At 67.5% G+C, this 18,064-nt stretch carries 14 protein-coding genes and 1 pseudogene; 10 read left to right on the top strand and 5 right to left on the bottom strand.

The window, feature by feature from the left end; genetic code table 11:
• Window positions 1-79: 79 nt before the first annotated feature.
• The 6 genes and pseudogenes from PKB_RS22620 (at window position 80) to PKB_RS22595 (ending at window position 10,291) form a co-directional block, all read left to right on the top strand.
• Window positions 80-886: a YfaP family protein gene (locus PKB_RS22620; protein WP_043254708.1), complete on the top strand. Its 807-nt coding sequence runs from the start codon at window positions 80-82 to the stop codon at window positions 884-886.
• A 39-nt stretch (window positions 887-925) separates the two neighbouring features.
• Window positions 926-2,668 carry a DUF2138 domain-containing protein gene (locus PKB_RS22615; protein WP_043254706.1) on the top strand — a complete coding sequence of 581 codons (1,743 nt, stop codon included), beginning with the start codon at window positions 926-928 and terminating at the stop codon, window positions 2,666-2,668.
• On the top strand, window positions 2,638-3,297 hold the full coding sequence (locus PKB_RS22610; RefSeq protein ID WP_052355362.1) for a DUF1175 domain-containing protein: 660 nt from the start codon (window positions 2,638-2,640) through the stop codon (window positions 3,295-3,297). The genes PKB_RS22615 and PKB_RS22610 overlap by 31 nt, the downstream gene beginning before the upstream one ends.
• The gene (locus PKB_RS22605) at window positions 3,294-7,841 is read left to right on the top strand and encodes an alpha-2-macroglobulin family protein (RefSeq protein ID WP_043254704.1); all 4,548 of its coding nucleotides are present in this window, start codon (window positions 3,294-3,296) and stop codon (window positions 7,839-7,841) included. Before PKB_RS22610 ends, PKB_RS22605 begins: the two co-directional genes overlap by 4 nt.
• Window positions 7,842-9,482, top strand: a complete 1,641-nt coding sequence (locus PKB_RS22600) for a DUF2300 domain-containing protein (RefSeq protein ID WP_043254702.1) — start codon at window positions 7,842-7,844, stop codon at window positions 9,480-9,482.
• Between the two features lie 15 nt (window positions 9,483-9,497).
• A pseudogene (locus PKB_RS22595) lies at window positions 9,498-10,291 on the top strand (YfaP family protein).
• A 132-nt stretch (window positions 10,292-10,423) separates the two neighbouring features.
• Here PKB_RS22595 and PKB_RS22590 read toward each other — a convergent pair.
• From PKB_RS22590 to gatC, 5 genes are read right to left on the bottom strand one after another with little or no spacing between them, the layout of a single operon-like run.
• The gene (locus PKB_RS22590; protein ID WP_043254697.1) at window positions 10,424-10,810 is read right to left on the bottom strand and encodes a carboxymuconolactone decarboxylase family protein; all 387 of its coding nucleotides are present in this window, start codon (window positions 10,808-10,810) and stop codon (window positions 10,424-10,426) included.
• 8 nt (window positions 10,811-10,818) lie between these two features.
• Entirely contained in the window at window positions 10,819-11,196 is a 378-nt protein-coding gene (locus tag PKB_RS22585) for a septal ring lytic transglycosylase RlpA family protein (RefSeq protein ID WP_043254696.1), read from the bottom strand.
• Between the two features lie 56 nt (window positions 11,197-11,252).
• Entirely contained in the window at window positions 11,253-12,698 is a 1,446-nt protein-coding gene (gatB, locus tag PKB_RS22580) for an Asp-tRNA(Asn)/Glu-tRNA(Gln) amidotransferase subunit GatB (protein ID WP_043254693.1), read from the bottom strand.
• A gap of 14 nt (window positions 12,699-12,712) precedes the next feature.
• A complete protein-coding gene (gene gatA, locus PKB_RS22575) occupies window positions 12,713-14,167 on the bottom strand; it encodes an Asp-tRNA(Asn)/Glu-tRNA(Gln) amidotransferase subunit GatA (RefSeq protein ID WP_156958066.1) in 1,455 nt (484 codons plus the stop codon).
• A 19-nt stretch (window positions 14,168-14,186) separates the two neighbouring features.
• A complete protein-coding gene (gene gatC, locus PKB_RS22570; protein WP_043254691.1) occupies window positions 14,187-14,474 on the bottom strand; it encodes an Asp-tRNA(Asn)/Glu-tRNA(Gln) amidotransferase subunit GatC in 288 nt (95 codons plus the stop codon).
• A 240-nt stretch (window positions 14,475-14,714) separates the two neighbouring features.
• Between gatC and mreB the strand changes: the two genes are divergently transcribed.
• The 4 genes from mreB (at window position 14,715) to PKB_RS22550 (ending at window position 18,063) form a co-directional block, all read left to right on the top strand.
• On the top strand, window positions 14,715-15,752 hold the full coding sequence (gene mreB, locus PKB_RS22565; RefSeq protein ID WP_043254689.1) for a rod shape-determining protein MreB: 1,038 nt from the start codon (window positions 14,715-14,717) through the stop codon (window positions 15,750-15,752).
• Between the two features lie 80 nt (window positions 15,753-15,832).
• The gene (gene mreC / locus PKB_RS22560) at window positions 15,833-16,930 is read left to right on the top strand and encodes a rod shape-determining protein MreC (RefSeq protein WP_084166703.1); all 1,098 of its coding nucleotides are present in this window, start codon (window positions 15,833-15,835) and stop codon (window positions 16,928-16,930) included.
• Entirely contained in the window at window positions 16,930-17,418 is a 489-nt protein-coding gene (gene mreD / locus PKB_RS22555) for a rod shape-determining protein MreD (RefSeq protein WP_043254688.1), read from the top strand. Before mreC ends, mreD begins: the two co-directional genes overlap by 1 nt.
• A gap of 60 nt (window positions 17,419-17,478) precedes the next feature.
• Window positions 17,479-18,063 carry a Maf family protein gene (locus tag PKB_RS22550; RefSeq protein WP_043254686.1) on the top strand — a complete coding sequence of 195 codons (585 nt, stop codon included), beginning with the start codon at window positions 17,479-17,481 and terminating at the stop codon, window positions 18,061-18,063.
• Window position 18,064: the final 1 nt, after the last annotated feature.

Here is an 18,064-nt window from a genome sequence, read left to right as displayed (position 1 = left end):
TGTCACGCAAATGTTGCTCCACGCCCGGTAACGGGCGGTTACACTTGTCCTTCCTACGCCGCGCGACAAAGGATTGCTCATGCGTCTCAAGGAATTCGCCCTTGGCCTGCCTCTTCTGCTGGCGTTCTGCTGGCAGGGATCGGTTTGCGCCGATCCTTCTGCCGAGCTCGACGGCCCGGCGGGCGGCTGGCGCTATTCCGGCCTGCTCGACGACCTCGACAGCCCACGCGTGGCCTATCCCACGCCGCCCATCGACCGCGGCGGCGTACGCGGCCGCAGCCTGATCGAAGGCCGCCTCAAGCAGCTGGCCGGCATCGACCGCGCCCAGCGCCTGGTGGTCAATGGCAACCCGCTGCCCCTCTATACCGACGCCGAAGGGCGCTTCGTCCGGCCCTACGCCTTCGGCAGCGGCTCCAACAGCGTCGAGGTAGCCAGCGCGGACGGCCAGTCGCTCAAGCGCGTGCAGTTCTACGAAGCCAACCCCGGGCGCCTGCCGCCGCGCATCCGCGTGGCACTTGGCTGGAACGACCCCAAGGCGGAGCTCGACCTGCACATCATCACCCCCGATGGCCAGCACGCCTTCTGGGCCGCGCCACGGCTGAACAACGGCGGCGGCCTCGACCCCGACGGCGTCGACGGCCCCGGCCCGGAGATGTTCACCATGGCCGCGCCGCTGCACGGCACCTATCTGGTGTACGTCAACTACTGGGGCAACCTGAACGACCAGGGCTATAACTTCCAGGCTGGCAGCAATCAGCAGGACGTCATCACCGCCCAGGTCAACCTGGTGTTCAACGAAAACAGCGTCGACGAGAAGCGCGAAACCTTCGAGGTGCCGCTGCGCACCATCGGCGACCTGGTTCTGGTCAAGTCCTTCACCTATTGAGAGCCGTCCCTGCCAGGGATGAAACGGGATCGAGCGAGCATGAGCGACAACACCCCCTCCAGCCCTACCACCCCCCAAGCCAACGCCGCGCCTGGCGTACCGCGCTGGCCGCTGATCCTCTTCGGCCTGGTGGTGGTCATGCTGATCCTCGGCGGCCTGCTGCTGCGCTACGTCATCCTGGCGCCGCAGCCGGGCGTGGTACAGCCGCTGCAGCCGCCGCTGGCCAATGCCCGCGAGCGCGACCTGTTGCACCCGGACGCCCTGATCGAGAGCGTTTCCCTCAGTCGCCTGCCCGGCGAACTGCTGCAGGTGCCGCTGTTGCGCGACACCCTGACCGAGGACTTCGTCTTCTACTACGAGAACAACGCCGACCGCCTGGGGCTGGCCGGCAGCCTGCGGCGCATCGTCTACGAGCACGACCTGACGCTGCAGGACAGCCTGATCGAGGAACTGCTCGACCAGCCCGCCCAGGTAGCCCTGTGGCGCGGCGCCGATGGCCGCCTGAGCGACTTCCTGGTGGTGATGAAGCGCGGCGGCCTGGCCAAGCTGCTGGAGCCGCTGGCGCACATCGCCACCGACGACAGCCAGTTGCGCAAGGTCGGCGATCTCAAGGTCGGCAGTAGCAGCACCGGGCTCTATCGCCTGCGCTACAACGCGCAGAAATTCATGCTCTTCGCTTCCCGTGGCGACTACCTGGTGCTGTTGTCGAACCCGCACATGCTCTTCACCCAGGCCAAGGACGACGACCTCGGCGAGCCTGACAAGATGTTCGCCAGCCAACTGGCCACCCTGCTGGCGGGCGACGACGTCCTGCCGGGCGCCTTCGGCCTCGGCCCGCGCGGCGAGCTGAGCCAGCGTGTCAGCCTGGGGGCGGGTGCCCTGGCCATGGGCTACCAGAAATTCATCCCGGCGTTCGCCGGCGTGCGTTTCGACAAGGACGCCAAGGGCTGGAGCAGCTACCTCGCGCTGAACCCCGTCGAAGGCCAGCCGGACCTCGACTTCAGCTCCGTGTGGAAGGCCATGCCGATGGGCGCCAGCGCCTGCGTGGCGCTGCCGGTCACGCCGGGCCTGTACGACAAGCTGCTGGTGCGCCTGGGTGCCGATCGGAAGATGGCCGAAGCCTTCTCCGGGCACCTCTCCGGCGCCGCCGGGTTGTGCTGGTACGCCGATTCGCGGCTGTACACGCCGCTGCTGGTGGCGACCTTCAGCGCGCCGCCAAGTCCTGAGCTCGACGCCGACCTCGGCAAGCTGTTCGGCAGCCTGGTCGGCGCCTACGAGGCCAATGCCGAGGGCGGTAGTTTCCCGGTCGAGGAAGAGAACAGCGGCGACACCCGCAAGTGGCTGCGCCAGGTCAGTTCGCGCTTCGGCCAGTACCCGGCCAACCAGGCGGAGAACCCGGACGCCGTCGGTGGCGGCGCCTTCTTCCGCGTCGGTATGGCGCGGCAGGGCAGCACTTTGCTGTTCTCCCTCGACGACCGCCTGCTGGACAAGGGCATGGGCACCCTCGCCAAGCGCTTCCCGCCGCTGGCCGACGTGCTGCCCAAGGACGCGCTGGTGCCGGCCTACCTGGCGCCGCAGTCGCTGTCCGCGCTGCTGCAGCAGGAAACCCTCGACAGCCTGCCGCAGGACATGGAGCCGGTGTTCCGCAACGCCGCCGACAGCCTGCTCCTGCCGCGCCTGAAGACCTTCGCCGGTTTCGGCGGCTATGCCCTCGGCCTGCCGGTCGGCAGCCGCGCCGAACACCCCTGGCAATGGCTGCCGCTGCAGTGGCGCGCGCTGTGAAGCCACGCGCATTACTGCTCGCCTTGGGACTGTGGGCCGCGCAAGCAGCCCAGGCCTCCACGGCGACGCTCGATCCCGAACAATCGCAGGTGTTCCGCGCCTGGTTCGTGCGTATCGCCGAGGAGCAGCTGCGCCAGGGGCCGACGCCGCGCTGGCACCAGCAGGACTGCGCCGGCCTGGTGCGTTTCGCCGCCAACGAGGCGCTCAAGCCGCATGACGCCAAGTGGCTGCGCGCCAACGGCCTGGACAACCGCTACCTCCCCCCGGAGCCGGCGCTGAGCGACGAACAGCGCGCCCTGGCGCAGCGCTGGCAGCAGGGCGGCGGGCAGGTCGGCCCCTACGTCAACGCGATCAAGCTGATCCAGTTCAACAGCACCTTCGTCGGCCGCGACCTCAACCAGGCGCGGCCCGGCGACCTGATTTTCTTCGACCAGGGTGACGACCAGCACCTGATGATCTGGATGGGCCGCTACATCGCCTACCACACCGGCAGCAGCACCCCCACCGACAACGGCATGCGCTCGGTCAGCCTGCAACAACTCATGACTTGGAAGGACACCCGATGGATACCCGATCCCGCCAATCCCAACTTCGTCGGCGTGTACCGCTTGTCCTTCCTCGCCCGATGAAGCTGCTTGCGTTGGCCGCCAGTCTGGCCCTGGGCGGCCTGCTGCTGGGCGCGCCGCAGACGCTGCGGGCCGATGACGAGGTGCCGGCGAGCAACTACACGCCGATGAGCGGGGAGTCGTTCTTCCTGCTCGCCGACAGCAGCTTCGCCACCGACGAAGTGGCGAAGGTGCGCCTGGAGGCACCGGGCCGCGACTCCCGCCGCTACCGCATGGAGGGCTACGGCGGGGCAGACATCCGCGTCTACCGCATCGACCAGCCGCTGGACTTCCTCAAGCGCCAGAAGAACCTGCACCGCGTGCTGTCCGAAGGGCAGTTCAAGGGCGAGGGCCTGTCCAACACCCTGGCCTACCTGTGGGACAACTGGTACCGCAAGTCGCGGCGGGTGATGCAGCGCGCGTTCTCCTACGAGTCGCGTAAACAGGTCACCGACGTGGTGCCTGAGCTGAAAATGGGCAACGCCATGAAAGCGCCGACGCCCTACGACGCGCAGCCGCAGTACGCGCCCATCCCGGGGCTGCCGATGGTTGCGCAGTTCCGCTATCCGCTGTGGGACGCCAAGCCCATCGAGCCGCCGAAGGACGTCAAGCTGGCCGGCTCTTCCAGCGAGTTCATCACGGTCTCGCCGGGCAACGTCTATATCCCGCTGGGCAAGCTCAAGCCGGGGCTGTACCTGGTCGAGGCTATGGTCGGCAAATATCGCGCGACCACCGTGGTGTTCGTCTCCAACACGGTCGCGGTGAGCAAGATCGCCGGCAACGAACTGTTGGTCTGGTCGGCGCGCAAGCATGAAGGCACGCCGGTGCCGGACACCCAGGTGCTGTGGACCGACGGCCTCGGCGTGATGAGCAGCGGCAAGACCGACACCGACGGCCTGATCCGCCTGCAGCACGCCAGCCCCGAGCGTTCCTTCGTGATTGGCGAGGACAAGGAAGGTGGAGTCTTCGTCGCCGAAAACTTCTATTACGACAGCGAAATCTACGACACCAAGCTCTACGCCTTCACCGACCGCCCGCTGTACCGTCCCGGCGACTGGGTGTCGCTGAAGATCCTCGGCCGCGAGTTCAAGAGCGCCCGCGATTCCGCCGCGCCGCAAGCCGCGCCGGTGAAGCTGAGCGTGATCGACGCCGCCGGCACCACGCTGCAGACCCTCGACCTGCAGCTCGACCCGAAGGCCGGCACCCAGGGCCGCTTCCAGCTGCCGGACAACGCGGTGGCCGGCGGCTACGAGCTGCGCTTCGACTATCGCGGGCAGACCTACAGCAGCGCCTTCCGCGTCGCCGAATACATCAAGCCGCACTTCGAGATTTCCCTCGACCTCGCCAAGCCCGACTTCAAGACCGGCGAAGCTGTGAAGGGCAACCTCATCCTGCTCTACCCGGACGGCAAGCCAGTGGCCAATGCGAAGGTGCAACTGAGCCTGCGCGCGCAGCAACTGTCGATGGTGGACAACGAGCTGCAGTACCTCGGCCAGTTCCCGGTGGAGCTGAAGAGCGCCGAGCTGAGCACCGACGCCCAGGGCCGCGCAGCGGTCGAGTTGCCGGCGGCGGACAAGCCCAGCCGTTACCTGCTGACGGTGTTCGCCAGCGACGGCGCGGCCTACCGGGTGAAGACCAGCAAGGAAATCCTCATCGAGCGCGGTGCCGCCCGCTACAGCCTGGGCGCGCCGCAGCGCTTCAGCGCGGTGGGCGACAAGGTCGAGTTCAGCTATGCCGCCGAACAGCCTACCGAGCTGAAGCCCAAGAGCTTCCGCTGGGTGCGCCTGGAGGACCGCACCACGGGTGACGGCGATGCCGGCGATGGCAAGTTCAGCATCGCCTTCGACAAGCCCGGCACCTACAGCATCGAACTGCGCGACGCCCAGGGCCAACTGCTCGGCGGCACCGGCCACTCGGTAAGCGGGGAGGGCGTGAAGGCGGTGCCGGGGACGGTCGAGATCATCCTCGACAAGCCCGAGTACCAGGCGGGCGAGGAAGCGCTGGCGCTGATCACCTTCCCCGAGCCGGTGGACGACGCGCTGCTCTCGCTGGAACGCGACAAGGTCGAGGCCACCGCGCTGCTGTCCAAGGGCGCCGACTGGCTCAAGCTGGAGAAGCTCAACGCTACCCAGTTCCGCGCGCACATCCCGGTGAAGCCGGACTTCTCGCCGAACCTGACCTTCTCGGTGCTCTACACCAAGGGCGGCGACTACAGCTTCCAGAACGCCGGGATCAAGGTGACGGTGCCGCAGGTGCAGATCGCCATCGCCACCGACAAGGAACGCTACGAGCCGGGCGACACCGTCAACGTCGACCTGACCACCACCTACGCCGGCAAGCCGGTGTCCAGCCAGCTCGCGGTCGGCGTGGTCGACGAGATGATCTACGCCCTGCAGCCGGAAATCGCCCCGGGCATCGACCAGTTCTTCTACCACCCGCGGCGCAACAACGTGCGCACCAGCGCCAGCCTGGCGTTCATCAGCTATGACGTGGCCCTGCCGGGCAGCGCCAGCGCGCCGGGCCGCACTAATCGCAGCGAGCGTGGAGTGAAGGTGCTGGAACGTCCGCGCCGCGAGGATGTCGACACCGCCGCCTGGGAACCGAAGCTCACCACCGACGCCCAGGGCAAGGCGCACTTCAGCTTCCGCATGCCCGACTCGCTGACCCGCTGGCGCATCACCGCGCGGGCCATGGATGGCAACGGCCAGGTCGGACAGAAGAAGCAGTTCATCCGCTCGGAGAAACCGCTGTACCTGAAATGGAGCGGCCCGACGCGCTTCCGCGCCGGCGACAAGCCGGACCTCGGCCTGTTCGTCTTCAACCAGGGCGAGCAGCCGGTGAAGGCCGACCTGCTGGTGCGTTACGCCGGTCAGGAGCAGACCCAGACACTCGACCTGGCCAAGGGCGTCAACTACGTGCGCCTGCCGGCCCAGGCCCTGAGCGATGGCGAGTGGAGCGCCGAGTTGCGCCAGGACGGCCAGGTCCGCGACAGCCTGGGCGTGCGCTTCGCCTTGAACGCCGATGGTTGGCAGGTGCTGCAGGCCAAGCCCCTGCAACTGGCCGGGCAGAACACCGCGCTGCAGTTGCCGGCCGACGCCCGCGATATCCGCCTGCGCCTCGATGACAGCGCCGCTGCGTTGTTCCGCGGCAGCCTCGACGACCTGCTGGCCTATCCCTACGGCTGCGTCGAGCAGACCGCTAGCCGCCTGTTGCCGCTGAGCGTGGCCTATCCGCTGCTGTCCGGCGGCGAGCCGCGCGTGCGCGACCGCCTGCGCCTGATCATGCAGAACAGCCGCCTGCGCCTGGTGCAGATGGCCGGCCCCAACGCCTACTTCACCTGGTGGGGCGATGGCGCGGACGGCGACGCCTTCCTCACCGCCTATGCCTACTACGCCGACTGGTACGCCAGCCGCGCGCTGGAGATCAGCCTGCCGCCGGAGCACTGGCAGCGCGTGCTCGAGCTCTACGCCAAGCTGGCCGATCAGACTCCGTTGTTGCAGCGCGCGCTGATCCTCGGTTTCGCCCGCGACATGCAACTGCCGGTGGAGACGCTGGTCGGCGGCCTGCTCGACGACCTGGCCAAGGCCGGCGAGGGCGAGGACGCGAAATTGCCGGCCGACGCCGAAGTCAGCCTGGTGATGGCTGAACCGGATTCGCGCCTCGGCCTGGCCGTTGCGCGCGTACTGGCTGCAGGCCTGGCGAAGGACGCCAAGGTTGTGCTGCCGGATGCCTTCGCCAAGCAGCTGGATGGCGCACGGCAAACCCTCGGCCAGAGCGATCAGCCCTTCGCCCAGGCGGTTCAGCTTTCGCTCACCGCGCCCGATGCGAGCCGCGCCCGCGCGTTGCTGACGCGCCTTGGGCCGCAACAGTCCACCCTCGAACGCGCCCTGGCACTGACCTGGCTGCAACGGGCCCTGGTCCAGGCTCCGGCCGCTGCGCCACTCAAGCTGGGCAAGGACTGGGCCGAGCAGCAAGGCCCCAGCGGCGAGCGTTATTGGCTGTGGCAGGGCCAGGGCGTGCCTGCCGAATTGACCCTGGAATCCGCACCGGCGCGCAATGTCGCCGCCTCGCTCAGCTACCGCAGCGCCGAGGCGCCGGCCAGCCAGCTGCCGGTCAGCATCAGCCGCCGCCTGTTGCGCCTGGTGCCGGGCGACAAAGCGTTCAACTTCAAGGTCGAGGAACTGGGCGACAAGCCGATCTCCAGCGACGAGTTGTACCTCGACGAAGTGACGGTGAAGACCGAGCAGGCCAACGCGCTGCGCTACGGCATGTTGGAAGTGCCGCTGCCGCCGGGCGCCGACGTCGAGCGCACCACCTGGGGCATCCAGATCAGTGGCCTGGGCGGTACCGAGGCGACCAGCCTGGAGCGCGCGCGCAACGAGCCGGGCGAGCTGCACTACGGCATTCCGGTGGATAGCCTCGCCGGCGAGCTGCGCTTCCGCCACCTGGTGCGCTTCTCGCAGAAGGGCGAGTTCGCCCTGCCGCCGGTCCGCTACGTGCGCCTCTACGCGCCGTCCGAGCAGGCCCTGGAGCAACAGCCGGCGCTGGCCAAGGTGAAGGTGCAGTGAATGCCTAGGCGCCTGGCCTGGCTGCTGTTCCTGCTGCCGCTCTGGGCAGCAGCAGCGCAGCCGCCCGCACAGTTGGCCCTGCGTACCGCGCAGGGCGACCAGCTGCTGCGCTTCGACCGCCAGCAGGTGCTCGCCCGCGAGCCGCTGCCGGCCGACCTGCGCACGCCGCTGGGCAGCCTGTGGAAGCTGTTCGTCTTCGCCTGGCTGGTGGACACCGGTCAGCGCGAGCCGGACTACGCCTGCAAGGGCCAATCCCGCGAAGAGGTGTATTGCTGCACGGCCGGGCAGAGCATCGGCCGCGAGCAGGCATTGGTGAAGTCCTGCGGCCTCTACTACCAGCCGGCGCGCATTGGCCTCGATGCGGCGAGCTGGCGCCAGTACTGGCTGGCGCGGCAGGCGCCGGAGTGGCTGCTCGACCTGGGCAAGCTGCAACCGCAGACCGAAGTGCCGGTGCACGAGTTGCTCGATGCGCTGGCGCACCTGCCGGCGCAGGCTGAGGCGCGTCGTGTGCTGCTCGACGTGGTGGTCGGCGCCGATGAGGGCCGCGCCGTGGCAAGCCTTGGCGGACGCCTGCGGGTGAAGACCTGGAGCTGGCTCGACGACCACGACCCATTATCCCGCCGCGGCGGCTTCGCCGGCTGGCTGGTGGACGGCACGCCGATCTGGGCTGGCGGCCCGGGCACCAGCAAGACGCTGCTGGCGCAGTATTCCGAAGTGCTCGGCACGGTCTTGCCGACGCCCTGGCCGAGCGAGCCGGGGCGCTGTGTGGAAGTGGCGCTGTTCAGCCGCTATCCGCTGCGCGATGTGGTCGATGCGCAGAAGCGTCCGGCCCCGGCCGGGGCGCTGAATGGCGACTACCGGGTGAGCTTCGCCAACGGCAACGACCTGGATATCCACAGCGCCGGCGAACTCTTCCTGCAACGCAATGGCACGCCGCAACTGGTGGCGCGGTTGGATCGCGAGGAGTACGTCGCCCGCGTGCTGCAGCGCGAGGCTTCGGCAACGCCCATCGAGGCATCGCGCGCCTTGGCCGTGACCATCCGCAGCTACCTGCTGCAGAACGCCGCGCAGCAGGGTGAATGCCTGAGTATCGACGACAGCAGCCAGCGTCAGCGCGTGGCGCCGCGCCCGGCCACCACTGAGATGCGCGCCGTAGCCGCCTTCACCGACGGCCTGGTGCTGGCTGGAAGCCCGGTCACCTATCACTCCGAGCTGGCTGGCCCGTCGCGGCTCTCCTGGCAGGACGCGCAGGCCCAGGCGGCCAATGGCTTGCGCTTCGACGCCATCCTCGCCCGCGCCTTCCCGCGCGCCAGCCTGAGCGCCTGGGGCAACCCGCTGGCGGCCTGCCAACCGCTGCCGGCGGCAGAGGATTGGCTGCGCAAGCAGCGCCGCGAATGGCGTCCCCAGCTGGAAACGGAACCTGGCTACGAGGAATTGCAGCGCTTCGCCGTGTGCCAGCTGTCGTCCGGCCGTCCGTACGTCGACCGCGAGCGCCAACGCATCTACGTGCGCGGCCTGTACTCGCTGCAGGACCGCCTCGACCTCACCCACGAATACCTGCACCTGGCCTTCCAGGCGCACCCCAGCGGCCAGGACGAAGGCTTCGTCGAAAACCTCGCCCGCCGCCTGCTACTGGAATGATCGCCATGAAACCGCGTGCGTACCTGCTCCTTTCCCTGTTCGTGCTGCCCGGCCTGGCCCTGGCGGCCGACGCCGGCATCCGCCTGGACACCCCGGTCGGCGGCTGGCGTGCCGGCAATGGCGAAGGCGCCAGCTTCCGGCAGACGGTGAACTACCCGGCATCCTCGGTGAACACCCCGGCCGACCAGTCGATGACCGCGCGGATCAAGGGCGAGATCGCCAACGCGCCCAAGGACAAGCCGGCGACCCTGGTGGTCAACGGCGTGGCCATGCCGCTGAAGATCGGCGAAGACGGTGGTTTCGATCGGCCCTATGCCTTCCCGGCCGGCAGCAACAGCCTCGAAGTCATCAGCCCGGACGGCCAGCAGCGTAAGCGCGTGCAGTTCTTCCACGGCGGCGGAGGCGGCGAGGTGCCGGCCAAGCTGCGCGTGCTGCTGTCCTGGGACAGCGACAACACCGACCTCGACCTGCACCTGGTGACACCCGACGGCGGCCACGTCTGGTACGGCAATCGCAGCCTGCCCAACGGCGCCACCCAGGACGTCGACGTGACCACCGGCTACGGCCCGGAAATCATCGCCACGCCGACCCCGCTCAAGGGCCAGTACCTGGTCTACGTGAACTACTTCGGCGGCGGCTATAGCGCGGACAGCGAAAGCGGTGATGTGGAAGCGGCGCAACCGTTGACCACGGCGCGGGTGACGATTGTCACGGAGGAGGGCACGCCGAACGAGAAACAGGAAAGCTTCCTGGTGCCGATGCGCCAGCCGGGGGAGCTGACGCTGGTGAAGCGGTTCAGTTATCCCTGATAGCCCACCAGGGGCTCATCGTAGGAGCGGATCTTATCCGCGAACATCCCCGCACCGATTTCATCCTGTAGGAGCGGGCCATGCCCGCGAATCGCGGACAAAGTCCGCCCCTACAGGGGGGGCGAGCGGGTGTCAGGCCTTCTGATCCGCCTGCCACGCCTCGATCACTTCCTGCGCCGCGCGGAAGGCGTCGATGGCCGCCGGGACACCGGCATAGACCGCGCAGTGCAGCAGCGCCTCGCGAATCTCTTCCACCGTGCAGCCATTGTTCAGCGCGCCGCGCACGTGGCCCTTCAGCTCTTGCGGGCATTTCAGCGCGGTGAGCGCGGCCAGGGTGATCAGGCTGCGGGTCTTGCGCGGCAGGCCTTCGCGGTTCCAGACGCCGCCCCAGGCGTGTTCGTTGACGAACTCCTGCAGCGGCTGGGTGAAGTCGGTGGCGTTGTTCAGCGCGCGGTCGACGAAGGCGTCGCCCATCACTTCGCGGCGGACCTGCTCGCCGGGGATTCGGTTGTCGCTCATGAGTGCTCCTAGTCGAGTGCTTCCAGGCGTACCGGCGCGGTGCCGGCGCGCAACATGTCGAGACGTTCGGCGGCGCCGCGCGACAGGTCGATGATCCGCGAACGGCTGAACGGTCCACGGTCGTTGACCCGCACCACCACGCTGCGGCCGTTGTCGAGGTTGGTGACCTTCAGGCGGGTGCCGAAGGGCAGGGTGCGGTGCGCGGCGGTCAGCGCGTGCTGGTCGAAGCGCTCGCCGCTGGCGGTCTTCTTGCCGTGGTGCGCGCGGCCGTAATAGGACGCCGTGCCCTCGGCGTGGTAGCCGTGGGCCGACTCGCTGTCATAGGACGAGCTGGCGCAACCGGCCAGCAGGGCCAGGCAAGCGATGAGGGCGAGGGAGCGCAGCATCGGACCTCCGGACGAAAAAACGCCGGGCAAGCCCGGCGTCAGATTGAAGTGTGGGCTCAGCTTTCGAGCTTCTTCTTCAGCAGTTCGTTCACTTGGGCAGGGTTGGCCTTGCCCTTGGCGGCCTTCATGGCCTGGCCGACGAAGAAGCCGAACATCTTGCCGCGTTTGGCTTCGTCGCTGGCGCGGTATTGCTCGACCTGCTCCGCGTTGGCGGCCAGAACGTCGTCGAGAAGTTTCTCGACGGCGCCGCTGTCGGTGTTCTGTACCAGGTCCTTGGCCTTGATGATCTCGTCCGGCGAACCTTCACCTTCGGCCATGGCGGCGAAGACGGTCTTCGCGGCCTTGCCGTTGATGGTGCCGTCCTTCAGACGCAGGATCATCTCGCCCAGGTGCTGGGCCGAAACCGGCGACTGCTCGATCTCCAGGCCGTCCTTGTTGAGCAGGCTGGAGAGCTCGCCCATCACCCAGTTGGCCGCCAGCTTGGCATCGCCGCAGATGCCCTGCACCTGCTCGAAGTAGTCGGCCATCTCGCGGCTGGCGGACAGCACGCTGGCGTCGTAGGCGGACAGCCCGTACTGGCTCTCGAAGCGCTCGCGCTTCTGGTCGGGCAGCTCCGGCAGCTTGGCGCGCAGGTCTTCCAGGAAGCTGCGCTCGATCACCACCGGCAGCAGGTCCGGGCAGGGGAAGTAGCGGTAGTCGTTCGCCTCTTCCTTGCTGCGCATGGAGCGTGTTTCGTCCTTGTTCGGGTCGTACAGGCGGGTTTCCTGCACGACCTTGCCGCCGTCCTCGATCAGCTCGATCTGGCGCTGCACTTCGTGGTTGATCGCCTTCTCGATGAAGCGGAAGGAGTTGACGTTCTTGATCTCGGCACGGGTGCCGAACTCGGCCTGGCCCTTCGGGCGCACGGAGACGTTGCAGTCGCAGCGCAGCGAGCCTTCGGCCATGTTGCCGTCGCAGATGCCCAGGTAGCGGACCAGCGCGTGGATGGCCTTCACGTAGGCCACCGCTTCCTTGGCGGAACGGATATCCGGCTCGGAAACGATTTCCAGCAGCGGGGTACCGGCGCGGTTCAGGTCGATGCCGCTCATGCCGTGGAAGTCTTCGTGCAGGCTCTTGCCGGCGTCCTCTTCCAGGTGTGCGCGGGTGATGCCGACGCGCTTGACGGTGCCGTCTTCCAGGGTGATGTCCAGGTGGCCCTTGCCGACGATGGGGTGGTCCATCTGGCTGGTCTGGTAGCCCTTGGGCAGGTCCGGGTAGAAGTAGTTCTTCCGGGCGAAGACGTTACGCTCGGCGATCTCGGCGTTGATCGCCAGGCCGAACTGGCAGGCCATGCGCACGGCCTCGGCGTTGAGCACCGGCAGGGTGCCGGGCATCGCCAGGTCGATCAGACTGGCCTGGGTGTTCGGCTCGGCGCCGAAGGTGGTGGCGCTGCCGGAGAAGATCTTCGATTGGGTGGCGAGCTGTGCGTGGATTTCCAGCCCGATCACGGTTTCCCATTGCATGTCGTAATCCTTCCTCAGAATCCGGCCGGTGCCTGTTTGTGCCAGTCGCTGACCTGTTGGTACTGGTGCGCGACGTTGAGCAGGCGGCCTTCCTGGAAATACGGGGCGAGCAGCTGCACGCCGACCGGCAGGCCGTCGACGAAGCCCGCGGGCATCGACAGCCCCGGCAGGCCGGCGAGGTTGGCGGTGATGGTGTAGATGTCTTCCAGGTACTGGGCGACCGGGTCGTCGTTCTTGGTGCCGAGTTTCCAGGCCGGGTTCGGCGTGGTCGGGCCGAGGATGACGTCGACTTCGCCGAAGGCGCTCATGAAGTCGTTCTTGATCAGCCGGCGGATACGCTGGGCCTTCAGGTAGTAGGCGTCGTAGTAGCCGGCGGACAGGGCGTAGGTGCCGACCATGATGCGGCGCTTCACTTCGGCGCCGAAGCCTTCGGCGCGCGAGCGCTTGTACAGGTCCTGCAGGTCTTTCGGGTTCTCGCAGCGGTAGCCGTAGCGCACGCCGTCGAAGCGCGACAGGTTGGAGCTGGCTTCGGCCGGGGCGATCACGTAGTACGCCGGGATCGCGTGCTGCATGTTCGGCAGGGAGATTTCCTTGACCGCGGCGCCGAGCTGCTTGAGCTGCTCGACCACGGCCATTACGGCTGTGCCGATGCGCGCGTCCAGGCCGGCGCCGAAGTATTCCTTCGGCAGGCCGATGCGCAAGCCGGCCAGCGGCTGGTTCAGCGCAGCCAGGTAGTCATCGACCGGCTGGTCGACGCAGGTGGAGTCCTTCGGATCGAAACCGGCCATGGCGCCAAGCATCAGCGCGCAGTCTTCGGCGGTGCGGGCCAGCGGGCCGGCCTGGTCGAGGCTGGAGGCGTAGGCGATCATGCCCCAGCGCGAGACGCGGCCGTAGGTCGGCTTGATCCCGGTGAGGTTGGTCAGCGCCGCCGGCTGGCGGATCGAACCGCCGGTGTCGGTACCGGTGGCAGCCGGAATCAGGCGCGCCGCTACAGCTGCGGCGGAGCCGCCGGATGAGCCGCCCGGTACGCGGGTCAGGTCCCAGGGGTTCTTCACCGGGCCGTAGTGGCTGGATTCGTTGGCCGAGCCCATGGCGAACTCGTCCATGTTCAGCTTGCCGAGGGTGACGGCGCCGGCACTGGCCAGGCGTTCGACCACGGTGGCGTCGTAGGGCGAGACAAAGTTATCGAGAATCTTCGAGCCGCAGCTGGTGCGCACGCCTTTCGTGCAGAACAGGTCCTTGTGGGCGATGGGCGCGCCGAGCAGGGCGCCATTTTCGCCAGCGGCGCGCCGTTGGTCGGCAGCCTGGGCCTGGGCGACGGCGGCGTCGGCGGTGACGCTGATGAAGCTGTTCAGCTGCGGATCGAGTTGCTCGATGCGGCTCAGCAGGGCACGGGTCAGCTCTTCGGCGGAGAACTGTTTGTCGGCGAGGCCGCGGGCGACTTCGGCGAGGGTCAGTTGGTGCAGCATGGGTCCGTGTCCTTCCTTATCACTCGATCACTTTCGGAACCAGGTAGAGACCGGCTTCGACGGCCGGAGCGATGGCCTGGTAGGCCTCGCGGTGGTTCTCTTCGGTCACCTGGTCGGCGCGCAGGCGCTGGGTGGCTTCCAGCGGGTGGGCCAGCGGCTCGACGCCGTCGGTGTTCACGGCCTGCATCTGGTCGACCAGGCCGAGAATGTCGTTCAGGGTCTCGGTGGTCCGTTGGATTTCGGCTTCTTCCAGGCCCAGGCGGGCCAGGTGGGCGATTTTCTCCACATCGGAGCGTTCAAGCGCCATCGGGGGTCTCCAGGCTAGAGCGGCCAGCGACCGATGGACGCGTGGCCGACGGAACGGGGCGCGGGAACGGAACCCGCAGCGGGCGGTCATAGGGCCGCAGGGACGGGGCCACTAGGGGCCGCGAAAGCCCAGCAATCTACCATATTGCCGCCTTGCCCAAAATCCCCGTCGTTGTTAGAGTTTGCCGCACTTTTTTCCTGCGTATTTTTCACCCACGCATCGCCCCAGGGTTTCCTTTCCATGTTCAAAAAACTGCGTGGCATGTTCTCCAGCGATCTGTCGATCGACCTGGGTACGGCCAATACCCTTATTTATGTGCGTGAGCGCGGCATCGTCCTCAATGAGCCGTCGGTCGTCGCGATCCGCAACCATGGCAATCAGAAGAGCGTCGTCGCCGTCGGTACCGAGGCCAAGCGCATGCTCGGTCGTACCCCCGGCAACATCTCCGCCATTCGTCCGATGAAAGACGGCGTGATCGCTGACTTCAGCGTCTGCGAGAAGATGCTGCAGTACTTCATCAACAAGGTGCACGAGAACAGCTTCCTGCAGCCCAGCCCGCGCGTGCTGATCTGCGTGCCGTGCAAGTCCACCCAGGTGGAACGCCGCGCCATCCGTGAATCGGCCCTCGGCGCCGGTGCCCGCGAGGTGTACCTGATCGAAGAGCCGATGGCCGCTGCCATCGGTGCCGGCCTGCCGGTGGAAGAAGCCCGTGGTTCCATGGTCGTCGACATCGGCGGCGGTACCACCGAGATCGCCCTGATCTCGCTGAACGGCGTGGTCTATGCCGAATCCGTACGCGTTGGCGGCGACCGCTTCGACGAAGCCATCGTCACCTACGTGCGCCGCAACTACGGCAGCCTGATCGGCGAATCCACCGCCGAGCGCATCAAGCAGGAAATCGGCACCGCCTTCGCCGGTGGCGAAGTCCGCGAAGTCGACGTCCGTGGCCGCAACCTGGCCGAAGGCGTCCCGCGCAGCTTCACCCTGAACTCCAACGAAGTTCTGGAAGCCCTGCAGGAATCCCTGGCGACCATCGTCCAGGCGGTCAAGAGCGCCCTGGAGCAATCGCCGCCGGAACTGGCCTCGGACATCGCCGAGCGCGGTCTGGTGCTGACCGGTGGTGGCGCCCTGTTGCGCGACCTGGACAAACTGCTGGCCCAGGAAACCGGCCTGCCGGTGATCGTCGCCGAAGACCCGCTGACCTGCGTGGCCCGTGGCGGCGGCAAGGCGCTGGAAATGATGGATCGTCACTCCATGGACCTGCTCTCCACCGAGTGAGTGGAGAGTCATTAGTGGCGGTTGAGGTTTCGTCGCTCGCAACGAAGCTGCGACCGCCCCTAGACAGCTAGGAGCCGGTTATCAAACCGCTATTCTCCAAGGGCCCCTCGCTGGGCGTGCGCCTGCTGGTGCTCGCTGTTCTCTCGGTGAGCCTGATGGTGGTCGATGCGCGTTTCGACTACCTCAAGCCGCTGCGCAGCCAGATGGGCCTGGTGCTGGCCCCCTTCTACGGTGTCGCGGACCTGCCGGTGCGTGCCTGGGAAGGCGTGCGCGACCAATTCACCAGCCGCAGCACGCTGCTGGCCGAGAACGAGCGGCTGAAGGCGGAATCCCTGCTGATGCAGCGCCGACTGCAGAAGCTGGCCGCCCTCACCGAACAGAACGTGCGCCTGCGCGAACTGCTGAACTCCGCCGCGCTGGTCGACGACAAGGTCCTGGTCAGCGAGCTGATCGGCGTCGATCCCAACCCCTTCACCCAGCGCATCCTCATCGACAAGGGTGCGAAGGACGGCGTGTTCCAGGGCCAACCGGTGCTCGACGCCAGCGGCCTGATGGGCCAGGTGGTCGAGGTCATGCCTTACACCGCTCGCGTCCTGCTGCTCACCGACACCACCCACAGCATTCCGGTACAGGTCAACCGTAACGGCCTGCGCGCCATCGCCGTCGGCACCGGCAACCCGGAGCGCCTGGAATTGCGCTACGTCGCCGATACCGCCGACATCAAGGAAGGCGACCTGCTGGTCAGCTCCGGCCTCGGCCAGCGCTTCCCGGCCGGCTATCCGGTGGCGGTGGTCAAGGAAGTGATCCACGACTCCGGCCAGCCGTTTGCAGTGATCCGCGCCGTGCCGACCGCGAAGATGAACCGCAGCCGCTACGTACTGCTGGTGTTCAGCGACAGCCGTACCCCGGAGCAGCGCGCCAACGACGCCGCCGAAGCCCAGGCCGAGGCTGATCGCAAGGCCGCCGAGGGTGGCCAGCCTGCAACGCCGGCCGCAGCCCCCGCTACCGGCACCCCGGCTGCACCGGCTGCACCGGCTGTACCGGTCGCGCCGAATGCTGCGCCGACCAGCCATGAGGCCGGCCATCCGCAAGGCGCCGCGGCCGGCAAACCGCCTGCAAGCACTACCGCCGGGCATGGCACGCCCGCGGGTCAAACCGAGCAAAGGAATAGTCACTGATGCCCGCCCTGGGACCGCGCAACAGCTGGTTCATCTGGTTCAGCCTGGCACTGGCGCTGCTGCTGTCGGTCGCGCCCATGCCCGGCTTCATGGAGATCGGCCGGCCGCTGTGGCTGGCGATGTTCCTGACCTTCTGGGTGCTGATGGTGCCGCAACGTGTCGGCCTGCTCACCGCCTGGGTCTGCGGGCTGGCCGAAGACGTGCTGTATGGCAGTCTGCTCGGACAGAACGCACTGATCCTCAGCCTGATCATCTTCCTGGTGCTGGCCCTCTACCAGCGCCTGCGCCTGTTCCCGGTGTGGCAGCAATGCCTGGTGCTGATGGTCGTCTACGGCCTGGCGCAGTTGGTCCAGTTGTGGCTCAACGCGCTGACCGGCAACCGTCCGCCGACCCTGGCCTTCCTCCTCCCGGCGCTGGTCAGCGGCCTGCTCTGGCCCTGGGTGGTAATGGTGCTCAAGGGCCTCGGCCAGCGCCTGAAAGTCTATTAATACCTGCTTCGCCGCCGCCCGCAGGGGCGCGCGACGAGGGTTTCTCCTTGGGAGTCGCTGATGCCTCAGCTTTACCTGGCCTCCAGTTCGCCGCGCCGGCGCGAGTTGCTGACGCAGATTGGGCTGTCCTTCAACCTGGTTTCCGGCAATGTCGACGAAACGCCGCTGCCCGACGAGGCCCCGGCGGCCTATGTCGAGCGTCTGGCGCGCTGCAAGGCGCAGGCCGGACTGACTATGCTTGCCCTGCGCCCCGACGTCTGTGTGCTGGGCGCTGATACCGCCGTGGTGCTCGATGGTCGCATCCTCGGCAAGCCGAAGGATCGCGAAGACGCCCTGGCCATGCTGCAGGCGCTGTCCGGTCGCGAGCACCAGGTGCTGACCGCGGTGGCGGTGGTCGACCGCGACCGTTGCGAGGTCCGGGTGGTCAGCAGCGACGTATCCTTCCGTGCGATCAGCGAAGCCGAAGCGGAGGCCTACTGGGATACCGGCGAGCCCCACGACAAGGCGGGCGGCTACGCTATCCAGGGTTTGGCGGCTATCTTCGTCAAGCGCGTGGAAGGCAGCTACAGCGCGGTGGTGGGCCTGCCATTGTGTGAAACAGCGGAACTGTTGGCGGACTTCGCAATCCCTTGCTGGCAGTCTTGAA

The organism is Pseudomonas knackmussii B13, assembly GCF_000689415.1.
Taxonomy (GTDB): Bacteria; Pseudomonadota; Gammaproteobacteria; order Pseudomonadales; family Pseudomonadaceae; genus Pseudomonas; species Pseudomonas knackmussii.
Note: the sequence above shows the minus strand (reverse complement) of the source record. Positions and strands in the feature narration are given on the sequence as shown.

Coding starts and splice junctions, on each gene's coding strand:
- PKB_RS22620 (WP_043254708.1), top strand. CDS start 80: ATGCGTCTCAAGGAATTCGCCCTTGGCCTGCCTCTTCTGCTGGCGTTC.
- PKB_RS22615 (WP_043254706.1), top strand. CDS start 926: ATGAGCGACAACACCCCCTCCAGCCCTACCACCCCCCAAGCCAACGCC.
- PKB_RS22610 (WP_052355362.1), top strand. CDS start 2,638: ATGGCTGCCGCTGCAGTGGCGCGCGCTGTGAAGCCACGCGCATTACTG.
- PKB_RS22605 (WP_043254704.1), top strand. CDS start 3,294: ATGAAGCTGCTTGCGTTGGCCGCCAGTCTGGCCCTGGGCGGCCTGCTG.
- PKB_RS22600 (WP_043254702.1), top strand. CDS start 7,842: ATGCCTAGGCGCCTGGCCTGGCTGCTGTTCCTGCTGCCGCTCTGGGCA.
- PKB_RS22590 (WP_043254697.1), bottom strand. CDS start 10,810: ATGAGCGACAACCGAATCCCCGGCGAGCAGGTCCGCCGCGAAGTGATG.
- PKB_RS22585 (WP_043254696.1), bottom strand. CDS start 11,196: ATGCTGCGCTCCCTCGCCCTCATCGCTTGCCTGGCCCTGCTGGCCGGT.
- gatB (WP_043254693.1), bottom strand. CDS start 12,698: ATGCAATGGGAAACCGTGATCGGGCTGGAAATCCACGCACAGCTCGCC.
- gatA (WP_156958066.1), bottom strand. CDS start 14,167: ATGCTGCACCAACTGACCCTCGCCGAAGTCGCCCGCGGCCTCGCCGAC.
- gatC (WP_043254691.1), bottom strand. CDS start 14,474: ATGGCGCTTGAACGCTCCGATGTGGAGAAAATCGCCCACCTGGCCCGC.
- mreB (WP_043254689.1), top strand. CDS start 14,715: ATGTTCAAAAAACTGCGTGGCATGTTCTCCAGCGATCTGTCGATCGAC.
- mreD (WP_043254688.1), top strand. CDS start 16,930: ATGCCCGCCCTGGGACCGCGCAACAGCTGGTTCATCTGGTTCAGCCTG.
- PKB_RS22550 (WP_043254686.1), top strand. CDS start 17,479: ATGCCTCAGCTTTACCTGGCCTCCAGTTCGCCGCGCCGGCGCGAGTTG.